This window comes from Aurantiacibacter hainanensis, from assembly GCF_036321025.1.
GTDB classification, from domain to species: Bacteria; Pseudomonadota; Alphaproteobacteria; order Sphingomonadales; family Sphingomonadaceae; genus Alteraurantiacibacter; species Alteraurantiacibacter hainanensis.
Genome location: NZ_JAZAPB010000002.1, coordinates 1,070,443 through 1,086,121, shown reverse-complemented (window position 1 = coordinate 1,086,121; position 15,679 = coordinate 1,070,443). Strand labels below are relative to the sequence as shown.

Below are 15,679 nucleotides of genomic sequence, written 5' to 3'. Positions count from 1 at the left end.
GCCTTACCTCTTCTTCTTCGCGTGACGCGAACGGATAATCATCTTGTCCGTCTGCTTGTTCTTACGGGTGCGGGCGCCCTTGGTCGGCTTGCCCCACGGAGTGACCGGGTGACGGCCACCGCTGGTGCGGCCTTCACCACCACCGTGCGGGTGGTCGACCGGGTTCTTGGCGACGCCACGCGTCAGCGGCTTGATGCCCATGTGACGCCGGCGACCGGCCTTGCCCAGGTTCTGGTTCTGGTTGTCGGGGTTCGACACCGCGCCGACCGTGCCCATGCAATCGGCACGCAGGTAACGCTGCTCGCCGCTGTTGAGACGCACGATGACCATGCCGCGGTCGCGACCGACCAGCTGCACGTAGGTGCCTGCCGAACGGGCGATCTGGCCGCCCTTGCCCGGTTTCATCTCCACGTTGTGGATGATGGTGCCCACCGGCATCTGACCCAGCAGCATCGCGTTGCCCGGCTTCGTGTCGACCTTCTCGCCGGCGATGATCTTGTCACCCGGTGCGAGACGGTTGGGAGCGATGATGTAGGACAGCTCGCCGTCCTCGTACTTGATCAGCGCGATGAAGGCGGTGCGGTTGGGATCGTATTCGATCCGCTCCACGGTCGCTTCCATGTCCCACTTGCGACGCTTGAAGTCGATGAAGCGGTACTTCTGCTTGTTGCCGCCGCCCTTGCCGCGCGAGGTCACGTGACCCTTGTTGTTGCGGCCGCCGGTCTTGGTCTTGCCCTCGGTCAGCGACTTGACCGGGCCACCCTTGTGGAGGCCGGTCTTGTCGACCAAGACGAGGCCACGGCGAGCGGGGCTTGTCGGATTGAATGTTTTCAGTGCCATCGGATCAGCCCACGCCTTCGGTGATGTCGATCTGCTTCGCGCCCTCGGCGAGGGTCACGATAGCCTTCTTGGAATCGGTCCGCTTGTAGGGCTTGCCGCGCCAGCGCTTGGACTTGCCCTTCGAAACGATCGTGTTGACGCTCTTCACCTGGGTGTCGAACAGCGCCTCGACCGCTTCCTTGATCTGCGGCTTGGTTGCATCGTTCGCCACCTTGAACACCACGGCGTTGTGCTCCGACAGGAGGGTCGCCTTCTCGGTGATGTGCGGAGCGAGAATCACGTCATAGTGACGCGCGTCGATTTCCTGCTTCTTAGCCATTGAAACGCGCCTCCAGCTTCTCGACCGCGTCCTTGGTGAGGACCAGCGTATCGTGGTTGAGGATGTCGTAGACGTTGGCGCCGACAGCCGGCATCACGTCCACGCCCGGAAGGTTGCGAGCCGCCTTGGCGAAGGCATCGTCGACGCTTTCGCCGCCGATCACCAGCACCTTGCCGCTCCAGCCATTCTTGTCGAAGTGGCCCTTGAGCGCCTTGGTCTTGGCATCCTTCAGCTCGAGGCTGTCGAGAACGATCAGACCGTTCTTCGCCTTGCTGGAGAGCGCCATCTTGAGACCGAGGGCACGCACCTTCTTGTTCAGCGACTGCTCGAAGTCACGCTTGCGCGCACCATGAGCCTTGCCGCCGCCGATGAAGATCGGTGCGCCGCGGTCGCCGTGGCGGGCATTGCCCGAACCCTTCTGGCGGCCCCACTTCTTGCCGGTACGATTGACGTCCGAACGCTCACGCGTCGGGCGGGCGGTGCCGCGGCGGTTTTCCAGCTGCCACGTAACGACGCGGTGCAGGATATCGGCGCGCGGCTCGACACCGAACACGGCATCGCTGAGCTCAACGTCGCCGGCGGCCTTGCCGTCGATTTTCTGGACCTTGACCTTCACGATCAGGACTCCTCGTTCTTGTCATTGGGATCGGCCTCGGGCGTTCCGCCCTCGGTACCGACACCCGAATCCTGCTGCTGGATCAGCTTTTCCTGCATCTCCGGCGAAACTTCGGGGTTCACAGCGTGCTCTGCCGCGCTCTCGACCAGGCCGGCATCGGCTTCTTCGTGCTCGATCTGATCGGCGTTGCGACGCAGCGCGCCGGGGAACGGCGCATTTTCCGGCATCGGAAGCTTCACGGCGTCACGAACCAGCAGCCAGCCGTTCTTCGCACCCGGCACGGAGCCGCGAACGAAGATCAGACCACGATCGGAATCGGTGCGCACGACTTCCAGGTTCTGCTGGGTGCGCTGACGATCGCCCATGTGGCCGGCCATCTTCTTGTTCTTGAAGACCTTGCCCGGATCCTGGCGGTTACCCGTCGAACCGTGCGAACGGTGCGAGATGGAAACGCCGTGGGTCGCGCGCAGACCGCCGAAGCCCCAGCGCTTCATCGCGCCGGCAAAGCCCTTGCCCACCGTGTGACCGGTGATGTCGACCTTCTGGCCGGCAATGAAGTGGTCGGCGGTGATGGTCGCGCCGACAGGCAGCAGACCTTCTTCGTTTTCCACGCGGAACTCGGCAACCTTCATCTTCAGGCCGACTTCGGCCTTGGCGAAGGCTTCGCGCTGCGGCTTGGCAACGTTCTTCTGCTTCGCCGTGCCAGCGCCGAGCTGGACCGAGAAATAGCCGTCGCGATCGGCCGTGCGCTGTCCGGTAACCTGACACCCTTCCAGCGACAGGACGGTCACGGGAACGTGACGTCCGTCCTCCTGGAACAGGCGGGTCATCCCGACTTTTTTCGCGATTACGCCAGTGCGCATCGTCAAAACTCCTACACAGAGGCACAAGGGGACCATCCCCAGGTGCTTGCCAGCCCGAATTTTTCGAAACGTCGCCCCGTCCGGGCTGAATTGCTCGCACGGCAAGCTGCCGATTGAGCGAGACGGGGGACGCAGCCCGGATCAATCCGGCGGTATCCCTATGTCTTGCCGGGCAACCAGAACTGCTGGCTATCCGGCGGGGCCAGTAGGAGCCCCGTATCTTTCCGGCGGTTTAAGGTCCTGCCAGAAGGACCGGTCGATCTGGCCTAGGCCAGCTTGATCTCGACGTTAACACCCGCAGCAAGGTCCAGCTTCATGAGCGCGTCGACCGTCTGGGCGTTGGGCTGCACGATGTCGAGCAGCCGCTTGTAGGTGCGCACCTCGAACTGCTCGCGCGACTTCTTGTCGATGTGCGGGCCGCGGTTCACGGTGAACTTCTCGATACGCGTCGGGAGCGGAATAGGACCACGGATAAGCGCGCCAGTGCGGCGTGCAGTGTCCGCAATCTCGCCAGTTGCCTGGTCGAGCACGCGGTGATCGAAGGCCTTGAGGCGAATACGAATATTCTGTGCGTCCATAATTCCGTCTACCGATGCGAAAGAGCCAAGCGAGCTTTCAACAGTTGCCGTATCCGGCCCGCCAAAAATAAAAAGGCCCGCCCCGCTTTTGCCCGGTTTCCCGGAACGGGCGGCCTTCCAATTAAAATTCGTTTTGATGGAGACGAATCTCCATCGGTTGGCGCGCATATACGGGGGAGCGGTCTGCCATGCAACCCCCGAAATGCGTCATTTTTCGGACACCGTGCCCGCGCCGTTCAACGCGGCGCTGCACTGGAGCTCCTACCGAAAAGGGTCCGGCTCTCAAGATGAGAACCGGACCCGTTTTCAATCCCTGGCGCCACTGGCTGGCGCCGCCGGATTACTTGGTGATCTTCGAGACCACGCCCGAGCCGACCGTGCGGCCACCCTCACGGATAGCGAAGCGCAGGCCTTCGTCCATGGCGATCGGGGCGATCAGCTTCACGCCGATCGTCACGTTGTCGCCCGGCATGACCATCTCGGTGCCCTCGGGAAGGATCACTTCGCCGGTCACGTCGGTGGTGCGGAAGTAGAACTGCGGGCGGTAGTTGGCGAAGAACGGCGTGTGACGGCCACCTTCGTCCTTCGACAGCACGTAGACCTCGGCGTTGAACTCGGTGTGCGGCGTAACCGAACCCGGCTTCGCGAGAACCTGGCCACGCTCCACCTCTTCACGGCCCACGCCGCGGATCAGGGCACCGATGTTGTCGCCAGCTTCACCGCGATCGAGCAGCTTGCGGAACATTTCCACGCCGGTCACGGTCGTCTTCTGGGTGTCCTTGATGCCGACGATTTCGACTTCGTCGCCAACATTCACCACGCCGGTTTCGACACGGCCGGTCACAACCGTACCACGACCCGAGATCGAGAACACGTCTTCGATCGGCATCAGGAAGTCCTGGTCGACCGGACGGTCGGGCTGCGGGATGTGCTCGTCAACGGCCTTCATCAGCTCGAGGATCGAGTTCTTGCCGATTTCGTCGTCGCGCCCTTCCAGGGCGGCCAGGGCCGAACCCTTGATGATCGGAATGTTGTCGCCGTCGAAGTCGTAGTCGCTCAGCAGTTCGCGAACTTCTAGTTCGACCAGCTCGAGCAGCTCTTCGTCGTCAACCTGATCGACCTTGTTCAGGTACACGACCAGCGCCGGCACGCCGACCTGACGCGAAAGCAGGATGTGCTCGCGGGTCTGCGGCATCGGGCCGTCGGCAGCGTTCACCACGAGGATGGCGCCATCCATCTGTGCCGCGCCGGTGATCATGTTCTTCACGTAGTCGGCGTGGCCCGGGCAATCGACGTGCGCATAGTGACGCGCATCGGTCTCGTACTCGACGTGCGCGGTCGAGATGGTGATGCCGCGCTCGCGCTCCTCGGGAGCCTTGTCGATGTTCGCGAAATCGACAGCCGCGCCGCCGAAGGTCTCAGCCATCACCTTGGTGATAGCGGCCGTCAGCGTGGTCTTGCCGTGGTCGACGTGACCGATGGTGCCGATGTTGCAGTGCGGCTTGTTCCGCTGGAATTTTTCCTTCGCCATTTTTCTAAAAACCTCTGTTAGTCAAAAATTGAATTTCACCGGGAGAGGAAGCGGCACCCGTTGAACAAGGCGCCGCCCCTAGACGCTTGCCTTCCCTTAGGCAAGCTTCTCCTTGATCTCCTGCGCCACGTTCGACGGAACTTCGTCGTAGTGGCTGAACTGCATCGTGTACTGGGCGCGGCCCTGGGTAAACGAACGCAACTCGTTGACGTAGCCGAACATGTTGGCCAGCGGCACGTGGGCCTCGACCACCTGCGCGTTGCCGCGGGTGTCGGTGCCCTGGATCTGGCCACGACGGGAGTTCAGGTCGCCGATCACGTCGCCCATGAACTCTTCCGGCGTCACCACTTCCACCTTCATCACCGGCTCGAGCAGGTTGATGCCGGCCTTCTCGGCCGCTTCGCGCATCGCGCCGCGACCGGTGATTTCGAACGCGACCGTGCTCGAGTCGACGTCGTGGTACTTGCCGTCCAGGAGCTGGATCGTGAAGTCGATGATCGGGAAGCCGACGAGGTAGCCGCTTTCGGCCTGCTCGCGCATGCCCTTCTCGACCGAGGGGATATATTCGCGGGGAATATTGCCGCCCTTGACCTGATCGTCGAAGATGATGCCCTGGCCGCGTTCGCCGGGGATCACCTTGACCTTGGCTTCACCGAACTGGCCCGAACCACCCGACTGCTTCTTGTGGGTGTAGGTCACTTCGACTTCGCGACGGATGGATTCGCGGTAGGCCACCTGCGGCGCACCCACGTTGGCTTCCACCTTGAACTCGCGCTTCATGCGATCGACGAGAATGTCGAGGTGAAGCTCGCCCATGCCCTTGATGATCGTCTGGCCCGATTCGTGGTCGGTCGAGACGCGGAACGAGGGATCCTCGGCAGCCAGACGGTTGAGGGCGACGCCCATCTTTTCCTGGTCGGCCTTGGTCTTGGGTTCCACGGAAAGCTCGATCACGGGCTCGGGGAATTCCATGCGCTCCAGGATGATCGGAGCGTTCGGGGCACACAGCGTGTCACCCGTGGTGGTTTCCTTGAGACCCGCGATGGCGACGATGTCGCCGGCGAATGCTTCCTCGATGTCCTCGCGGTTGTTGGAGTGCATCAGCAGCATGCGGCCGATCTTCTCGCGCTTGTCCTTCACCGAGTTCAGAACGGTGCCCTTCGAGAGCTTGCCCGAATAGATACGGGTAAAGGTGAGCGTGCCGACGAACGGGTCGTTCATGATCTTGAAGGCGAGCGCGGAGAACGGCTCGTCATCCGAAGACGGACGCTTCTCTTCCTTGTCCTCGTCACCCGGCACGACGCCGCGGATCGCGGGAACGTCGGTCGGGGCCGGCATGTAGTCGACCACGGCGTCGAGCAGGGGCTGAACGCCCTTGTTCTTGAACGCCGAGCCGCACAGCACCGGCACGAAGGCCTGGGCCAGCGTACCCTTGCGGATCAGCTTCTTCAGCGTGGCGGCATCGGGCTCTTCGCCGTTTTCGAGGTAGGCTTCCATCGCGTCGTCGTCCTGCTCGACGGCAGTCTCGACCAGCTTCTCGCGGTATTCGGCAGCCTTGTCGGCGAGGTCAGCGGGGATGTCGACGTAGTTGAACGTCGCGCCCAGGCCTTCCGATTCCCACACGATGCCGCGCATGTTGACGAGGTCGACCACGCCCTCGAGGTCGCTCTCGGCACCGATCGGGAGATACAGCACCAGCGGCGTCGCGCCGAGGCGGTCGATGATCGACTGCACGCAGTAGTAGAAGTCGGCACCGGTGCGGTCGAGCTTGTTGATGAAGCACATGCGGGGGACCTTGTACTTGTCCGCCTGGCGCCACACGGTTTCGGACTGCGGTTCTACGCCCGCGACGCCGTCGAACACGGCGACCGCGCCGTCGAGCACGCGCAGCGAACGCTCGACTTCAATGGTGAAGTCGACGTGTCCGGGAGTGTCGATGATGTTGATGCGGTGCTTGGGACCCTGGCCATCCTCGGCCGACCAGAAGGTGGTCGTCGCCGCCGAGGTGATGGTGATGCCGCGCTCCTGCTCCTGCTCCATCCAGTCCATCGTGGCGGCACCATCGTGCACTTCGCCGATCTTGTAGGACTTGCCGGTGTAATACAGAATACGCTCGGTCGTGGTGGTCTTGCCGGCATCGATGTGAGCCATGATGCCGATGTTGCGATAGCGCTCCAGCGGATAGTCGCGGGCCATGTTCAATTCCTCAAAAGGTTCGGGGCGTAACGGATCGCGCCCCATATAGTCTCGAATGTGACAGCTTGAAGGCCGGGACGAAGCGCCCCGGCCCGCAAGCGAAACGCCCTACCAGCGGTAGTGCGAGAAGGCGCGGTTCGCGTCCGCCATGCGGTGCGTGTCCTCGCGCTTTTTCACGGCATTGCCGCGGTTGTTGGCGGCATCCATCAGCTCGGCCGAGAGGCGCGCGCTCATGGTGGTTTCGGCACGGCCGCGCGCGGCGGTGATCAGCCAGCGGATGGCCAGCGCCTGGGCACGCTCGGGACGCACCTCGACCGGCACCTGGTAGGTGGCACCGCCGACGCGGCGGCTGCGCACTTCGACCTGCGGCTTCACGTTGTTCAGCGCATCGTGGAACAGCGCGATCGGATCGGTCTTGGCGCGGGCCTCCACCGTATCCAGCGCGGAGTAGACGATACCTTCGGCAACGGCCTTCTTGCCGTCCAGCATCAGGTTGTTCATGAACTTCGACAGCACCTGATCTCCGAACTTGGGATCGGGCAGGATTTCCCGCTTCTCGGGACGACGACGACGTGACATTTTTCAGAACTCCTTCGGAGTGTCGGCGACCCTCTGCGGGGCCACCTTGCGGTGCCAGACCGCGTGAGACTTACTTCGGACGCTTGGCGCCGTACTTCGAACGGGACTGCCTGCGGTCCTTCACGCCCTGCGTGTCGAGCACGCCGCGCAGCACGTGGTAACGCACGCCGGGAAGGTCGCGCACACGGCCGCCGCGGATCAGCACCACGGAGTGTTCCTGCAGGTTGTGACCTTCGCCGGGGATGTAGGCGATGATCTCGCGCTGGTTGGTCAGACGGATCTTGGCCACCTTGCGCAGTGCCGAGTTCGGCTTCTTCGGGGTCGTCGTGTAGACGCGGGTGCAAACGCCACGCTTCTGCGGGCTGGACTGCATGGCTGCAGACTTGCTCTTCGTCTTCACGGGCTTGCGCGGCTTGCGCACCAGCTGGTTGATAGTCGGCATTGTATTCCTTCACCGTTTTTTGCGGGTCCGTCCCCTTCGTTCCCCGCACCTGTCGGAGGGCGACATCGCCTTCCAGGCACTTCGCCCTGCGACAAGCGTGGGCGAACGGGTTGGACCCATGCGAATGGTGCTTTTACGAGCACCTGTTGGACTGTATCGGGATCGTGCGAAGCCGCCGGTGCCGCCGCGAGGGCAGAGCCAGCGAACATGTCGCGCGAGCCTGAAACACTCCACCAGATGCACCTGGCACCGGGTTACTTTGACGGCTGCCCCACGGATTGCTCCGCAATAGAAAAGGGCTCCTGCAAACGGGAGCCCCGGGACATGACCGGCAATGTTCAGCTCTATCTGACCGGGGACTCGCTGGTTGGAGCGTGGCCTCGGATGGGGGCGCACTTAGTTGGATTTGGGTGGGGGGTCAAGGGTGTGGAGTTCCTATCGCGCAACCTAGTGAAAAGAACTGAGCTTCACTAGGACGTGCCACACCATTCTTTATTGGGGACGAGATGCAACCACCTGCCAACGACTGGCCAAACACCGAGACTGCGCGGAAAGGCCTCTATTTCGCTCAGACGGCACTGCTGCTTCTTGATGACAGATCCTATGAAAGCTTTCGCGTGCAGTCACTAGACACGCTGGCTCGCTTAGCAGAAATTGAGCGAATAGCCGAGGAAATCACTGATCACGGCGTTAGCTATAAGAATCTCGTCGACCCCTGCAAAGAATTAGGCCAAACATTAAAGAACGATCTTGCCGCCCAATCAATCATCGGTAACGAAAGCGAGTTCTATATAAACTATTTCTTCTCAGTCGACGATGGGAAAGCCCGACAATACGGCAGCATAGGACAAGCGGCAACCTTCCTATATCGGAAACTTTTGAATTATTATCAGAAACGGCAAGAGAATGATATCATTTCAATCTTCGACGATGAAGATTTCTATCAGTCCATTTACGGCAAGACTGACATCTACCTTTCTTTTCTGATCAATGCCGGATATAATAAAGCCTATATAAAGAAATGCCTGGAAGACGTATTTTTCAACGATCCGATTACCAGATTCGACAAGAGAAAAATTCGCCGCTTTTTCGCATATTTTCCCCGCGACGAAAAGGAATTCGAAGTTTGGATACCTGTATTCGGTTCAACTGAAAAACTTCTCGCGAGACTTGGTATCGATCGATTTAAGCCCACACCCGGTTCTGCGATACCGTCAGCGCTGAAAAGCTTGATCGCTGCTTCGCCGAATGTATCTGCAAGTGACAGTTTTCTTAAAGTTATCGAGCCGTCCCGCGATGCGTTCACGGCCGCCAGAGATGCGGAAATCTTTCCTCGCATATTCCGCTCGATTACGATCCTCCAAGACAAAGGGGTTAGCCTTAAAGGTCGAGACTACAGTTTTGTCCGCGAAAAGAATGCCTCTCAATATCAGCTAGTCCAAAGAGGATCACACAATCTACAGGAATTGAATGAGGCTCTAACTAAACCCTACGCAAAATTCGTCCGGCGCTACGCACTTACCTCTCTAACAAAATTCGAGATTTCGTCAGTCGAGAGGATTATTAGTTCTTCTGAAAATGTAGCACACTCGCGAAATAATACCTCATCTGAAACTCAATTAATTTCCGTTTGGTCTGCGATTGAAATATTGTTCGGAGACCCTCCCGATGATGACACAAGGATTAAGCACTATAGAAAATGCTTAGAGCCGTGCATCTGCCTTAATTATCCGTGGCGATATTCGACGGCTGTATTCAACGCACTGCGCAAGAGTCATCGCAAGGCACTGGACGTCGCTTTTGGTGAAGCGGGGATAGAAACATCAATGGACGATTCACGCAAATTCCAAACGCTAATGTTCTCTCCGAATTTCGATAAGGAAAGAACAGACCTTCTCGCTAAGCTTCATGCGAATCCATCAGCAGTTCAAACGATTTTGAATCTGAGGGAACGGTTTAAATCGGTTTCTCATACGGCTGATACGGTAAAGAGACACGGTGAGCGAATAGGTTGGCAGGTATCAAGAATTTACCGCGCCAGGAATCAATTTATTCATTCAGGTAACGTTCCGAGTTACATCGACTCTCTCGCGAAGAATGCATACGAATATTACAGGACGGCTCTTCAAAACATCATTTTTAGAGCGGAGAATGCTGACGGACGAAGCGATATCGATATGATCGTCCACTCAATTGAGAATTCCATGGATTACGAAGCTAAACGTCGGAAGAAGTTCAAGGCGGCTAACCCCGACGAAGAGTTTCGTGAGTTGATGCGTTGTTTAGCACGCCACTAAGGCAGATTACGCCTTCCCTGCATCTTGGGAGCGATTTGGGTCGATGCTTCCCCCGGCGCATGACCTAGCATACCATTATTTGTTTAGCCTCAAGCGCCAGCGTTCGGGTGGGGCTTTGCCACGTCTGCGACTCCCGCTCACTTGGCTTTCCTCCGCTTCGCTCCGGGCGGCCATTCGGCCTTGCGGCGCGCTGACGCGCGCCGAGCATCGCCAGCCAGAAATCTCTTTCCTACGCCGCAGGTAAGTTGCTTCACCCGGCGCATGACCGACGACCACTCCCACGCCACGCCCTCGCCTGACCTTCCCGACCCGATCGACAACCATCTCCCCGATACCGAACCGCCCGCCCTCTCCCACCAGTCTCGCGGCGAGGACGCAGCGGTGCGGGCGCGGTCGCGGGCGACCAGTTACGTCACCGCCCCGCCCCCACCCGTCGCGGAGGACGATCCGCTGCTCGATTTCGCGCCGGTGCCGCACACGGCTCCGCGCCGCAATTCCATCACGCCCGATCGCCAGCGCCGCTTCATCGCCCATCTCGCCGCCACCGGCATCGTGAAGCAGGCGGCAAAACACATCGGCGCCAGCCTGGAGGCTCTCTACAAGCTGCGGCAGCGGCCCGGCGCGGCGGAGTTCTGCCGGGCGTGGGACATGGCGGTGGATCGCGGGGTCTCCCGGCTGGAGGACTGCGCGCTCGCCCGCGCGATCGAGGGGGAGGAGCGCATGGTCGTCTCCGCCGGAAAGGTGCTGGGCACCGAGCGGCGGCATAACGAGGCGCTGGTGATGTTCTTCCTGCGCCAGCGCCGCGCGGACCGCTATGGCCCCGACATCGGCCCCGGCCATCCGCTCTACGAGCGCATCAGGGCAGAGGTGCTGGAAGAACAGCGCGCCAACCGTCCCAGCAAGGAAGAGGTGCTCGCCCGCCTCAACGCCAAGATCGACAGGATGCGCGAACGCCGCGCGGCGGCGGAGCGGCTGCTGGCGGAGGATGAGCAGACACGCTCCTGACCCGGCCCGGCGCATCGGGCGGGGCGTCCCTCCCCACCGGGCCGAGCACGAAGGCGGTACAGAGGCCGTGGCCCGCCCCCGAACGCCGCTGCATCGCCCGTCACGCCGCCACCGGCATCGCGGCGCTTGCAGGCCTTAATGCTGGGGTCGATAGGCCGCCTGCACGGTCGCCATGCGTTTGCCGTCCGGACGCACGAGATGCGCGAGCGTCTCGATACGCTCGTCCGTCCTGTCGCACTTTTCCAGCTGGAAGGTGATCTCGCCGTCGTCTCCGCTGTTGGCGAAGTAGGAAATCGTGCGGGAGATCGTATCGAGCTTGCCGTCCGGCGCGATGTGCCTTGCCAGGCATATGTCATGGATCGCCGGATAGGCCGCGAAGTAGAGCAGGCCCACGCCGTTGATGTCGTGGAAAGGCACGATCCTGTACGTGGTGGTGAACAGCACGTCGCCGATCTCTCTCGCTCTCGTTTCCTTGTAATCGGTCACGACTTCGGGCGGCTCGGCCACGTTGGGGATGGCGAAATTCTCCGGCAGCGGCGGCTGGCCCTTGGCCAGCGTGGAGTTGTCGCCCTCGACACCGAAGCGGGCGAAGCTCGACATCATTTCGAGCCGGGCGCTGGTATTCGCGGTGGCGATGTCGAAGCTGGAGAAGAACATGCCTGCGCCGAAGCGCCGCATGCTGCCCGACATCTGCAGGTGATCGTTTTCCCGGAACGAACCGAGCGAGCCGTCGATCGCCAGGTTGATGCGGGTGAAGGTCGCGTAAAGGCGGTTGCCGTCCTGGTCCTTGATGGCATTGCTCTTCACCCCCAGGGCGCCGCAGATCATCTGCCAGTGGGCATCGCCCATTTCCTTGAGCAGCCACTGTTCGGAAAGCCCGTTCACGCCCATTTGGGGCATGCCGATCTCTCGCGTCGCCTGGAAGCTCGCGTCCGCCCCCCGATGGCTGTCGGGCGCGGGCGCCGGCGATCCGCCAAGGAGTGGAAGCGCGTCCATGGGCCGGTTCACCTTTTCCCACTCCGTGTCGGCTATCTCGCTGCCGCGGTGCGCCTCGATCCTGGCCCGGATGGTGATCAGTTCGAAACTGTCGATGCCGCCGTCGGCGAAGGGCAGGTGCGCGGGCGCCTTGCCGAAGAATTCTGCGAGCAGATCCTGCCGGTCGGCTGCCACCGGCGCGGTGGAAGTCGGCGGGTTGTCGGCGGGTTCGTCGGGCTTCATGTCGTTGCCCCTGATCCGCATGCCATGTCTGCCAACACGGATTCCGCGCTCGACCACACGTGCGGGATTCCCCGCCACGATCGTGTTCGGCTCGACATCCGAGTAGACGACGCTGCCCGCCCCTACGACCACGTTGTCGCCGATGGTAACTCCGGGCATGATGATACTTCTGCCGCCAATGAAGCAGTTGCTGCCGATTACCGTGTCGACGTGCCGTTCGTTGATGAAGTCGTGCGAAAGGACCGTCGAATGAAAGGCAATCGCCGTATGATCGCCAATCCTGATGCCTTTCGGGTTCGTCAGATCGAGCTTCGCCGTCCTGGAAATCAGACAGTCCTTGCCAATGGTGATTCCCCGCGCCCTGAAGCGCATGACGACCAGGGCTGACAGCATGTGATGCAGTCGGCTGCTCAATCTCATCTGAATGGATCCCTTTGATTGATCGGGCAGGGCCTTAGTCGAAACGATTCGGCGAAGTCTACGCCGCAATCAGATATTCGACCGTCGCTGGAGGGCTGAAGTATGAAGGTCGTGCCCGAAACCTTCGCCAACCCCCTGTCTTGTCGCCGCTCCGAATCCCGACTACACTCCGGACAAAATCAATCTGGCCGCCAGAGCCTCTTGGGAGAACCGACCACATGATCCGCCGCCTCAGCCTAGCACTTGCTTCCACCGCCGCGCTGGTGATGGCCGTGCCCGCCGTCTCGCAGGAACGCCCCGCCGACCTCACCGAACTGCCGCCGGTGCCCACCGACTACACGCCGGACCGGCTGCCCTGGGGCGACTACGACTTCACGGGCACCTGGCCGATCGAGCCGATCAACAACGGCCGCATCCTGTTCCAGCGGCCCGCGCAGTACGGCGACCGCTTCTGGGTGACGGACGAGGAATTCGAACGCCGGCTGGAGGCCGCGCGCGGCAACGACGGGCGCTTCACCCAGGCGAACGAAAGCGGCATCGGCGCATCGGGCACCACCGGGCTGGAGCAGTGGTTCCTCGACACCGACTGGGCCAAGTCCACCTCCATGCTGGTCTCCCCCGCCGACGGCCAGCTTCCCGAGCTGACGCCGGAAGCGATGGAACTGTTCCAGAAGGGCCGCAGCGGCTGGGTGCCGGGTCAGGCATACGACTGGGTGGACGATTTCGACAGCTGGGACCGCTGCGTCAGCCGCGGCTTCCCCGCCTCGATGTACCCGTTCCGCTACAACAACGGCATCCGCGTGTTCCAGTCGCCCGGCTACGTCACCATCGTGCTCGAGATGCTCGGAACGCGCACGGTGAAGCTCTACGACAGCGAGGCCGAGGCCCGCGCCGCCAAGTGGAACGAGCCGGTCGAGGCCTGGATGGGCAACTCGCGCGGCTGGTGGGAAGGCAAGACGCTGGTGATCGAGACGACCAACATCGTCAGCGGCGATTCCGCGACCGAAGACGTCTACGAACGCTCCGCCTCGCCGCTCAACATGGCGACCCAGTTCACCGGCACGATGGAAGTGCCCGCCTTCAACACCGTGCCCATGAGCACGCAGGCGATGACGGTGGAGCGGCTGACCATGACCGGGCCGGATACCATCATCCACGAGCTCACCTACTCCGACCCCGAGGTCTATACCGAGCCGTGGACCACACGCCTCGCCTGGACCCGCGACGAGGACTACGAGTTCTTCGAATACGCCTGTCACGAGGGCAACTACATGCCGCGCGACTACATCAGCGCCAGTCGGGCGCAGCAGGCCCGCATCGCACAGGGCCTGGAAGAGCCGGTGACGGCCGAGAACGACGACCGCAGCCGCTTCGCCCAGCCGTTCGACTGGGATCCCGGCGTCGGCCCGCGCCCCGGTCCGCCGCCCGTGGGAGGCAACGACAGCGATGACGAGGAAGAGGCCGAAGGCTGACCTCTAGAGCCTGGAGACAGTACCACGCAAAAGGGGCGGGAGGATCGAACCTCCCGCCCCTTTTCGTTTGCCTTGGCGATGCCGGATCAGTCGCCGCCGTGCCAGCCCGCGTCGGCGCGCTGTTCCATCCCTTCGGTTATCACCAGGGTATAGCTGCCCGACGATCCGCCATAGCCCTGCGCGCGGATGCGCAGCGCGTCGAGCAGCGCAGGCTCGTCGGCGATCAGGCCGAGGTCCACCGGCAACATCGCGTCGAGCTCGCCGCCGCCATCGTCGTCGCTGTCCACCACGGCAAAGCCCAGCGGCGTGTCGAAGCCCAGTTCGATGAAGGGATCGATCTCCCCGCCGAAGTCGGGATCCCCCACGCCGCTTGCGGTCATGCGAATGGATACCTCTCCCGAACCGCGGCGGATCGCCGCCTTGGCGTCCTCGCTCAGCTGGTAGTCGATGTGGTTGGGCATCATCGTCCCACTCCCGGTCTCGTCCCAGCCGGAAGCCAGTTCCCCGCCGGCCTCGTCGTCGATGCCGATAACCTGCAGCGGCAGCTGGGCCGATATGGCCCGCCGTTCGCGGACGCGCAGGCGGTATTCGCCGCCGTCTTCGCCATAGCTGCTGGCGGCGATAGTGTAGGTGCCGCTGTCGGTGAACATGTGCCGCAGCAGGGAATTGAGGTTCTCCCCGCCATCATCGTCGGAGGCGACCACCTCTCCGCTGGCGTCGCGAAGTTCCAGGTAGGGATCGAGGTTTTCGCCCACCGCCACGAGGGCGATTTCCACCATCTGCCCGGCCTCGCCCGCGATGGTGAACAGGTGCTCGTCGCCCATCAGGTTGCCCGTCTCCCTGGCACCGTAGTCCACGGCGCGCGTGCCCACTGCAACGCTGTCGATCAGGGAGATGCGCAGTTCGAACGGGCCGCCATAGCTCTCGCCCTCGACCCATTCGGCGTCGAAGCTGTCCACTTCGATGGCGATGCGGCGGCTGGTTTCCTGCGCCCCGATACGCGCGCGCGAATTGAGCTCGCCGCCGCCATCGTCGTCTTCCACGATCAGTTCGCCGGTGCTCGCGTCCAGCACTCGCAGCACCGGGTCGAGGTCGCCCTTGGCGACGGCATCTATCTGCAGTGCGGTGTCTGCCGGAACGGTAAGGTTGAAGACCGACGCCGCGCCATCGACCTCTCCCTGGAACACGCGCACGTCGCTGTTCTCGTCGTCCAGATCGCGCACCTGCGCCACGGCGGGCGTGCACAGCATGGCGCCCGCGCCTGCCAGCAGCAGCGCCGAACGGCGCATTGATTGCAACATCA

At 61.9% G+C, this 15,679-nt stretch carries 14 protein-coding genes; 3 read left to right on the top strand and 11 right to left on the bottom strand.

Annotated features, from left to right (window positions below):
* Positions 1 to 3: 3 nt before the first annotated feature.
* The 9 genes from rplB to rpsL form a co-directional block, all read right to left on the bottom strand.
* The gene (rplB, locus tag AAA989_RS12595; protein ID WP_338244079.1) at positions 4 to 840 is read right to left on the bottom strand and encodes a 50S ribosomal protein L2; all 837 of its coding nucleotides are present in this window, start codon (positions 838 to 840) and stop codon (positions 4 to 6) included.
* Positions 841 to 844: 4 nt separating this feature from the next.
* The gene (locus AAA989_RS12590) at positions 845 to 1,159 is read right to left on the bottom strand and encodes a 50S ribosomal protein L23 (RefSeq protein ID WP_338244077.1); all 315 of its coding nucleotides are present in this window, start codon (positions 1,157 to 1,159) and stop codon (positions 845 to 847) included.
* Positions 1,152 to 1,775 carry a 50S ribosomal protein L4 gene (gene rplD / locus AAA989_RS12585; RefSeq protein ID WP_338244076.1) on the bottom strand — a complete coding sequence of 208 codons (624 nt, stop codon included), beginning with the start codon at positions 1,773 to 1,775 and terminating at the stop codon, positions 1,152 to 1,154. Before rplD ends, AAA989_RS12590 begins: the two co-directional genes overlap by 8 nt.
* 2 nt (positions 1,776 to 1,777) lie before the next feature.
* A complete protein-coding gene (gene rplC / locus AAA989_RS12580; protein ID WP_338244074.1) occupies positions 1,778 to 2,638 on the bottom strand; it encodes a 50S ribosomal protein L3 in 861 nt (286 codons plus the stop codon).
* A 266-nt stretch (positions 2,639 to 2,904) separates the two neighbouring features.
* Positions 2,905 to 3,216 carry a 30S ribosomal protein S10 gene (gene rpsJ, locus AAA989_RS12575; RefSeq protein ID WP_010234663.1) on the bottom strand — a complete coding sequence of 104 codons (312 nt, stop codon included), beginning with the start codon at positions 3,214 to 3,216 and terminating at the stop codon, positions 2,905 to 2,907.
* Between the two features lie 340 nt (positions 3,217 to 3,556).
* Positions 3,557 to 4,747 carry an elongation factor Tu gene (tuf, locus tag AAA989_RS12570; RefSeq protein WP_338244072.1) on the bottom strand — a complete coding sequence of 397 codons (1,191 nt, stop codon included), beginning with the start codon at positions 4,745 to 4,747 and terminating at the stop codon, positions 3,557 to 3,559.
* Positions 4,748 to 4,843: 96 nt separating this feature from the next.
* Positions 4,844 to 6,943 carry an elongation factor G gene (gene fusA / locus AAA989_RS12565; RefSeq protein ID WP_338244070.1) on the bottom strand — a complete coding sequence of 700 codons (2,100 nt, stop codon included), beginning with the start codon at positions 6,941 to 6,943 and terminating at the stop codon, positions 4,844 to 4,846.
* Between the two features lie 108 nt (positions 6,944 to 7,051).
* On the bottom strand, positions 7,052 to 7,522 hold the full coding sequence (rpsG, locus tag AAA989_RS12560) for a 30S ribosomal protein S7 (RefSeq protein ID WP_338244068.1): 471 nt from the start codon (positions 7,520 to 7,522) through the stop codon (positions 7,052 to 7,054).
* Positions 7,523 to 7,592: 70 nt separating this feature from the next.
* Positions 7,593 to 7,964, bottom strand: a complete 372-nt coding sequence (gene rpsL, locus AAA989_RS12555; protein ID WP_338244067.1) for a 30S ribosomal protein S12 — start codon at positions 7,962 to 7,964, stop codon at positions 7,593 to 7,595.
* Between the two features lie 506 nt (positions 7,965 to 8,470).
* On the opposite strand from rpsL, the gene AAA989_RS12550 reads away from it, so the two are divergent.
* Positions 8,471 to 10,261, top strand: coding sequence for a hypothetical protein (locus tag AAA989_RS12550; protein ID WP_338244065.1), 1,791 nt, complete (start codon positions 8,471 to 8,473; stop codon positions 10,259 to 10,261).
* Positions 10,262 to 10,522: 261 nt separating this feature from the next.
* On the top strand, positions 10,523 to 11,266 hold the full coding sequence (locus tag AAA989_RS12545; RefSeq protein ID WP_338244063.1) for a hypothetical protein: 744 nt from the start codon (positions 10,523 to 10,525) through the stop codon (positions 11,264 to 11,266).
* Between the two features lie 135 nt (positions 11,267 to 11,401).
* Here AAA989_RS12545 and AAA989_RS12540 read toward each other — a convergent pair whose 3' ends face one another.
* Entirely contained in the window at positions 11,402 to 12,904 is a 1,503-nt protein-coding gene (locus AAA989_RS12540; RefSeq protein WP_338244061.1) for a Pnap_2097 family protein, read from the bottom strand.
* A 218-nt stretch (positions 12,905 to 13,122) separates the two neighbouring features.
* On the opposite strand from AAA989_RS12540, the gene AAA989_RS12535 reads away from it, so the two are divergent.
* Positions 13,123 to 14,376 (top strand): hypothetical protein, encoded by a 1,254-nt coding sequence (locus tag AAA989_RS12535; protein WP_338244059.1) that lies wholly within the window; start codon positions 13,123 to 13,125, stop codon positions 14,374 to 14,376.
* Positions 14,377 to 14,462: 86 nt separating this feature from the next.
* Here AAA989_RS12535 and AAA989_RS12530 read toward each other — a convergent pair whose 3' ends face one another.
* A complete protein-coding gene (locus tag AAA989_RS12530; RefSeq protein WP_338244057.1) occupies positions 14,463 to 15,665 on the bottom strand; it encodes a hypothetical protein in 1,203 nt (400 codons plus the stop codon).
* Positions 15,666 to 15,679 lie beyond the last annotated feature (14 nt).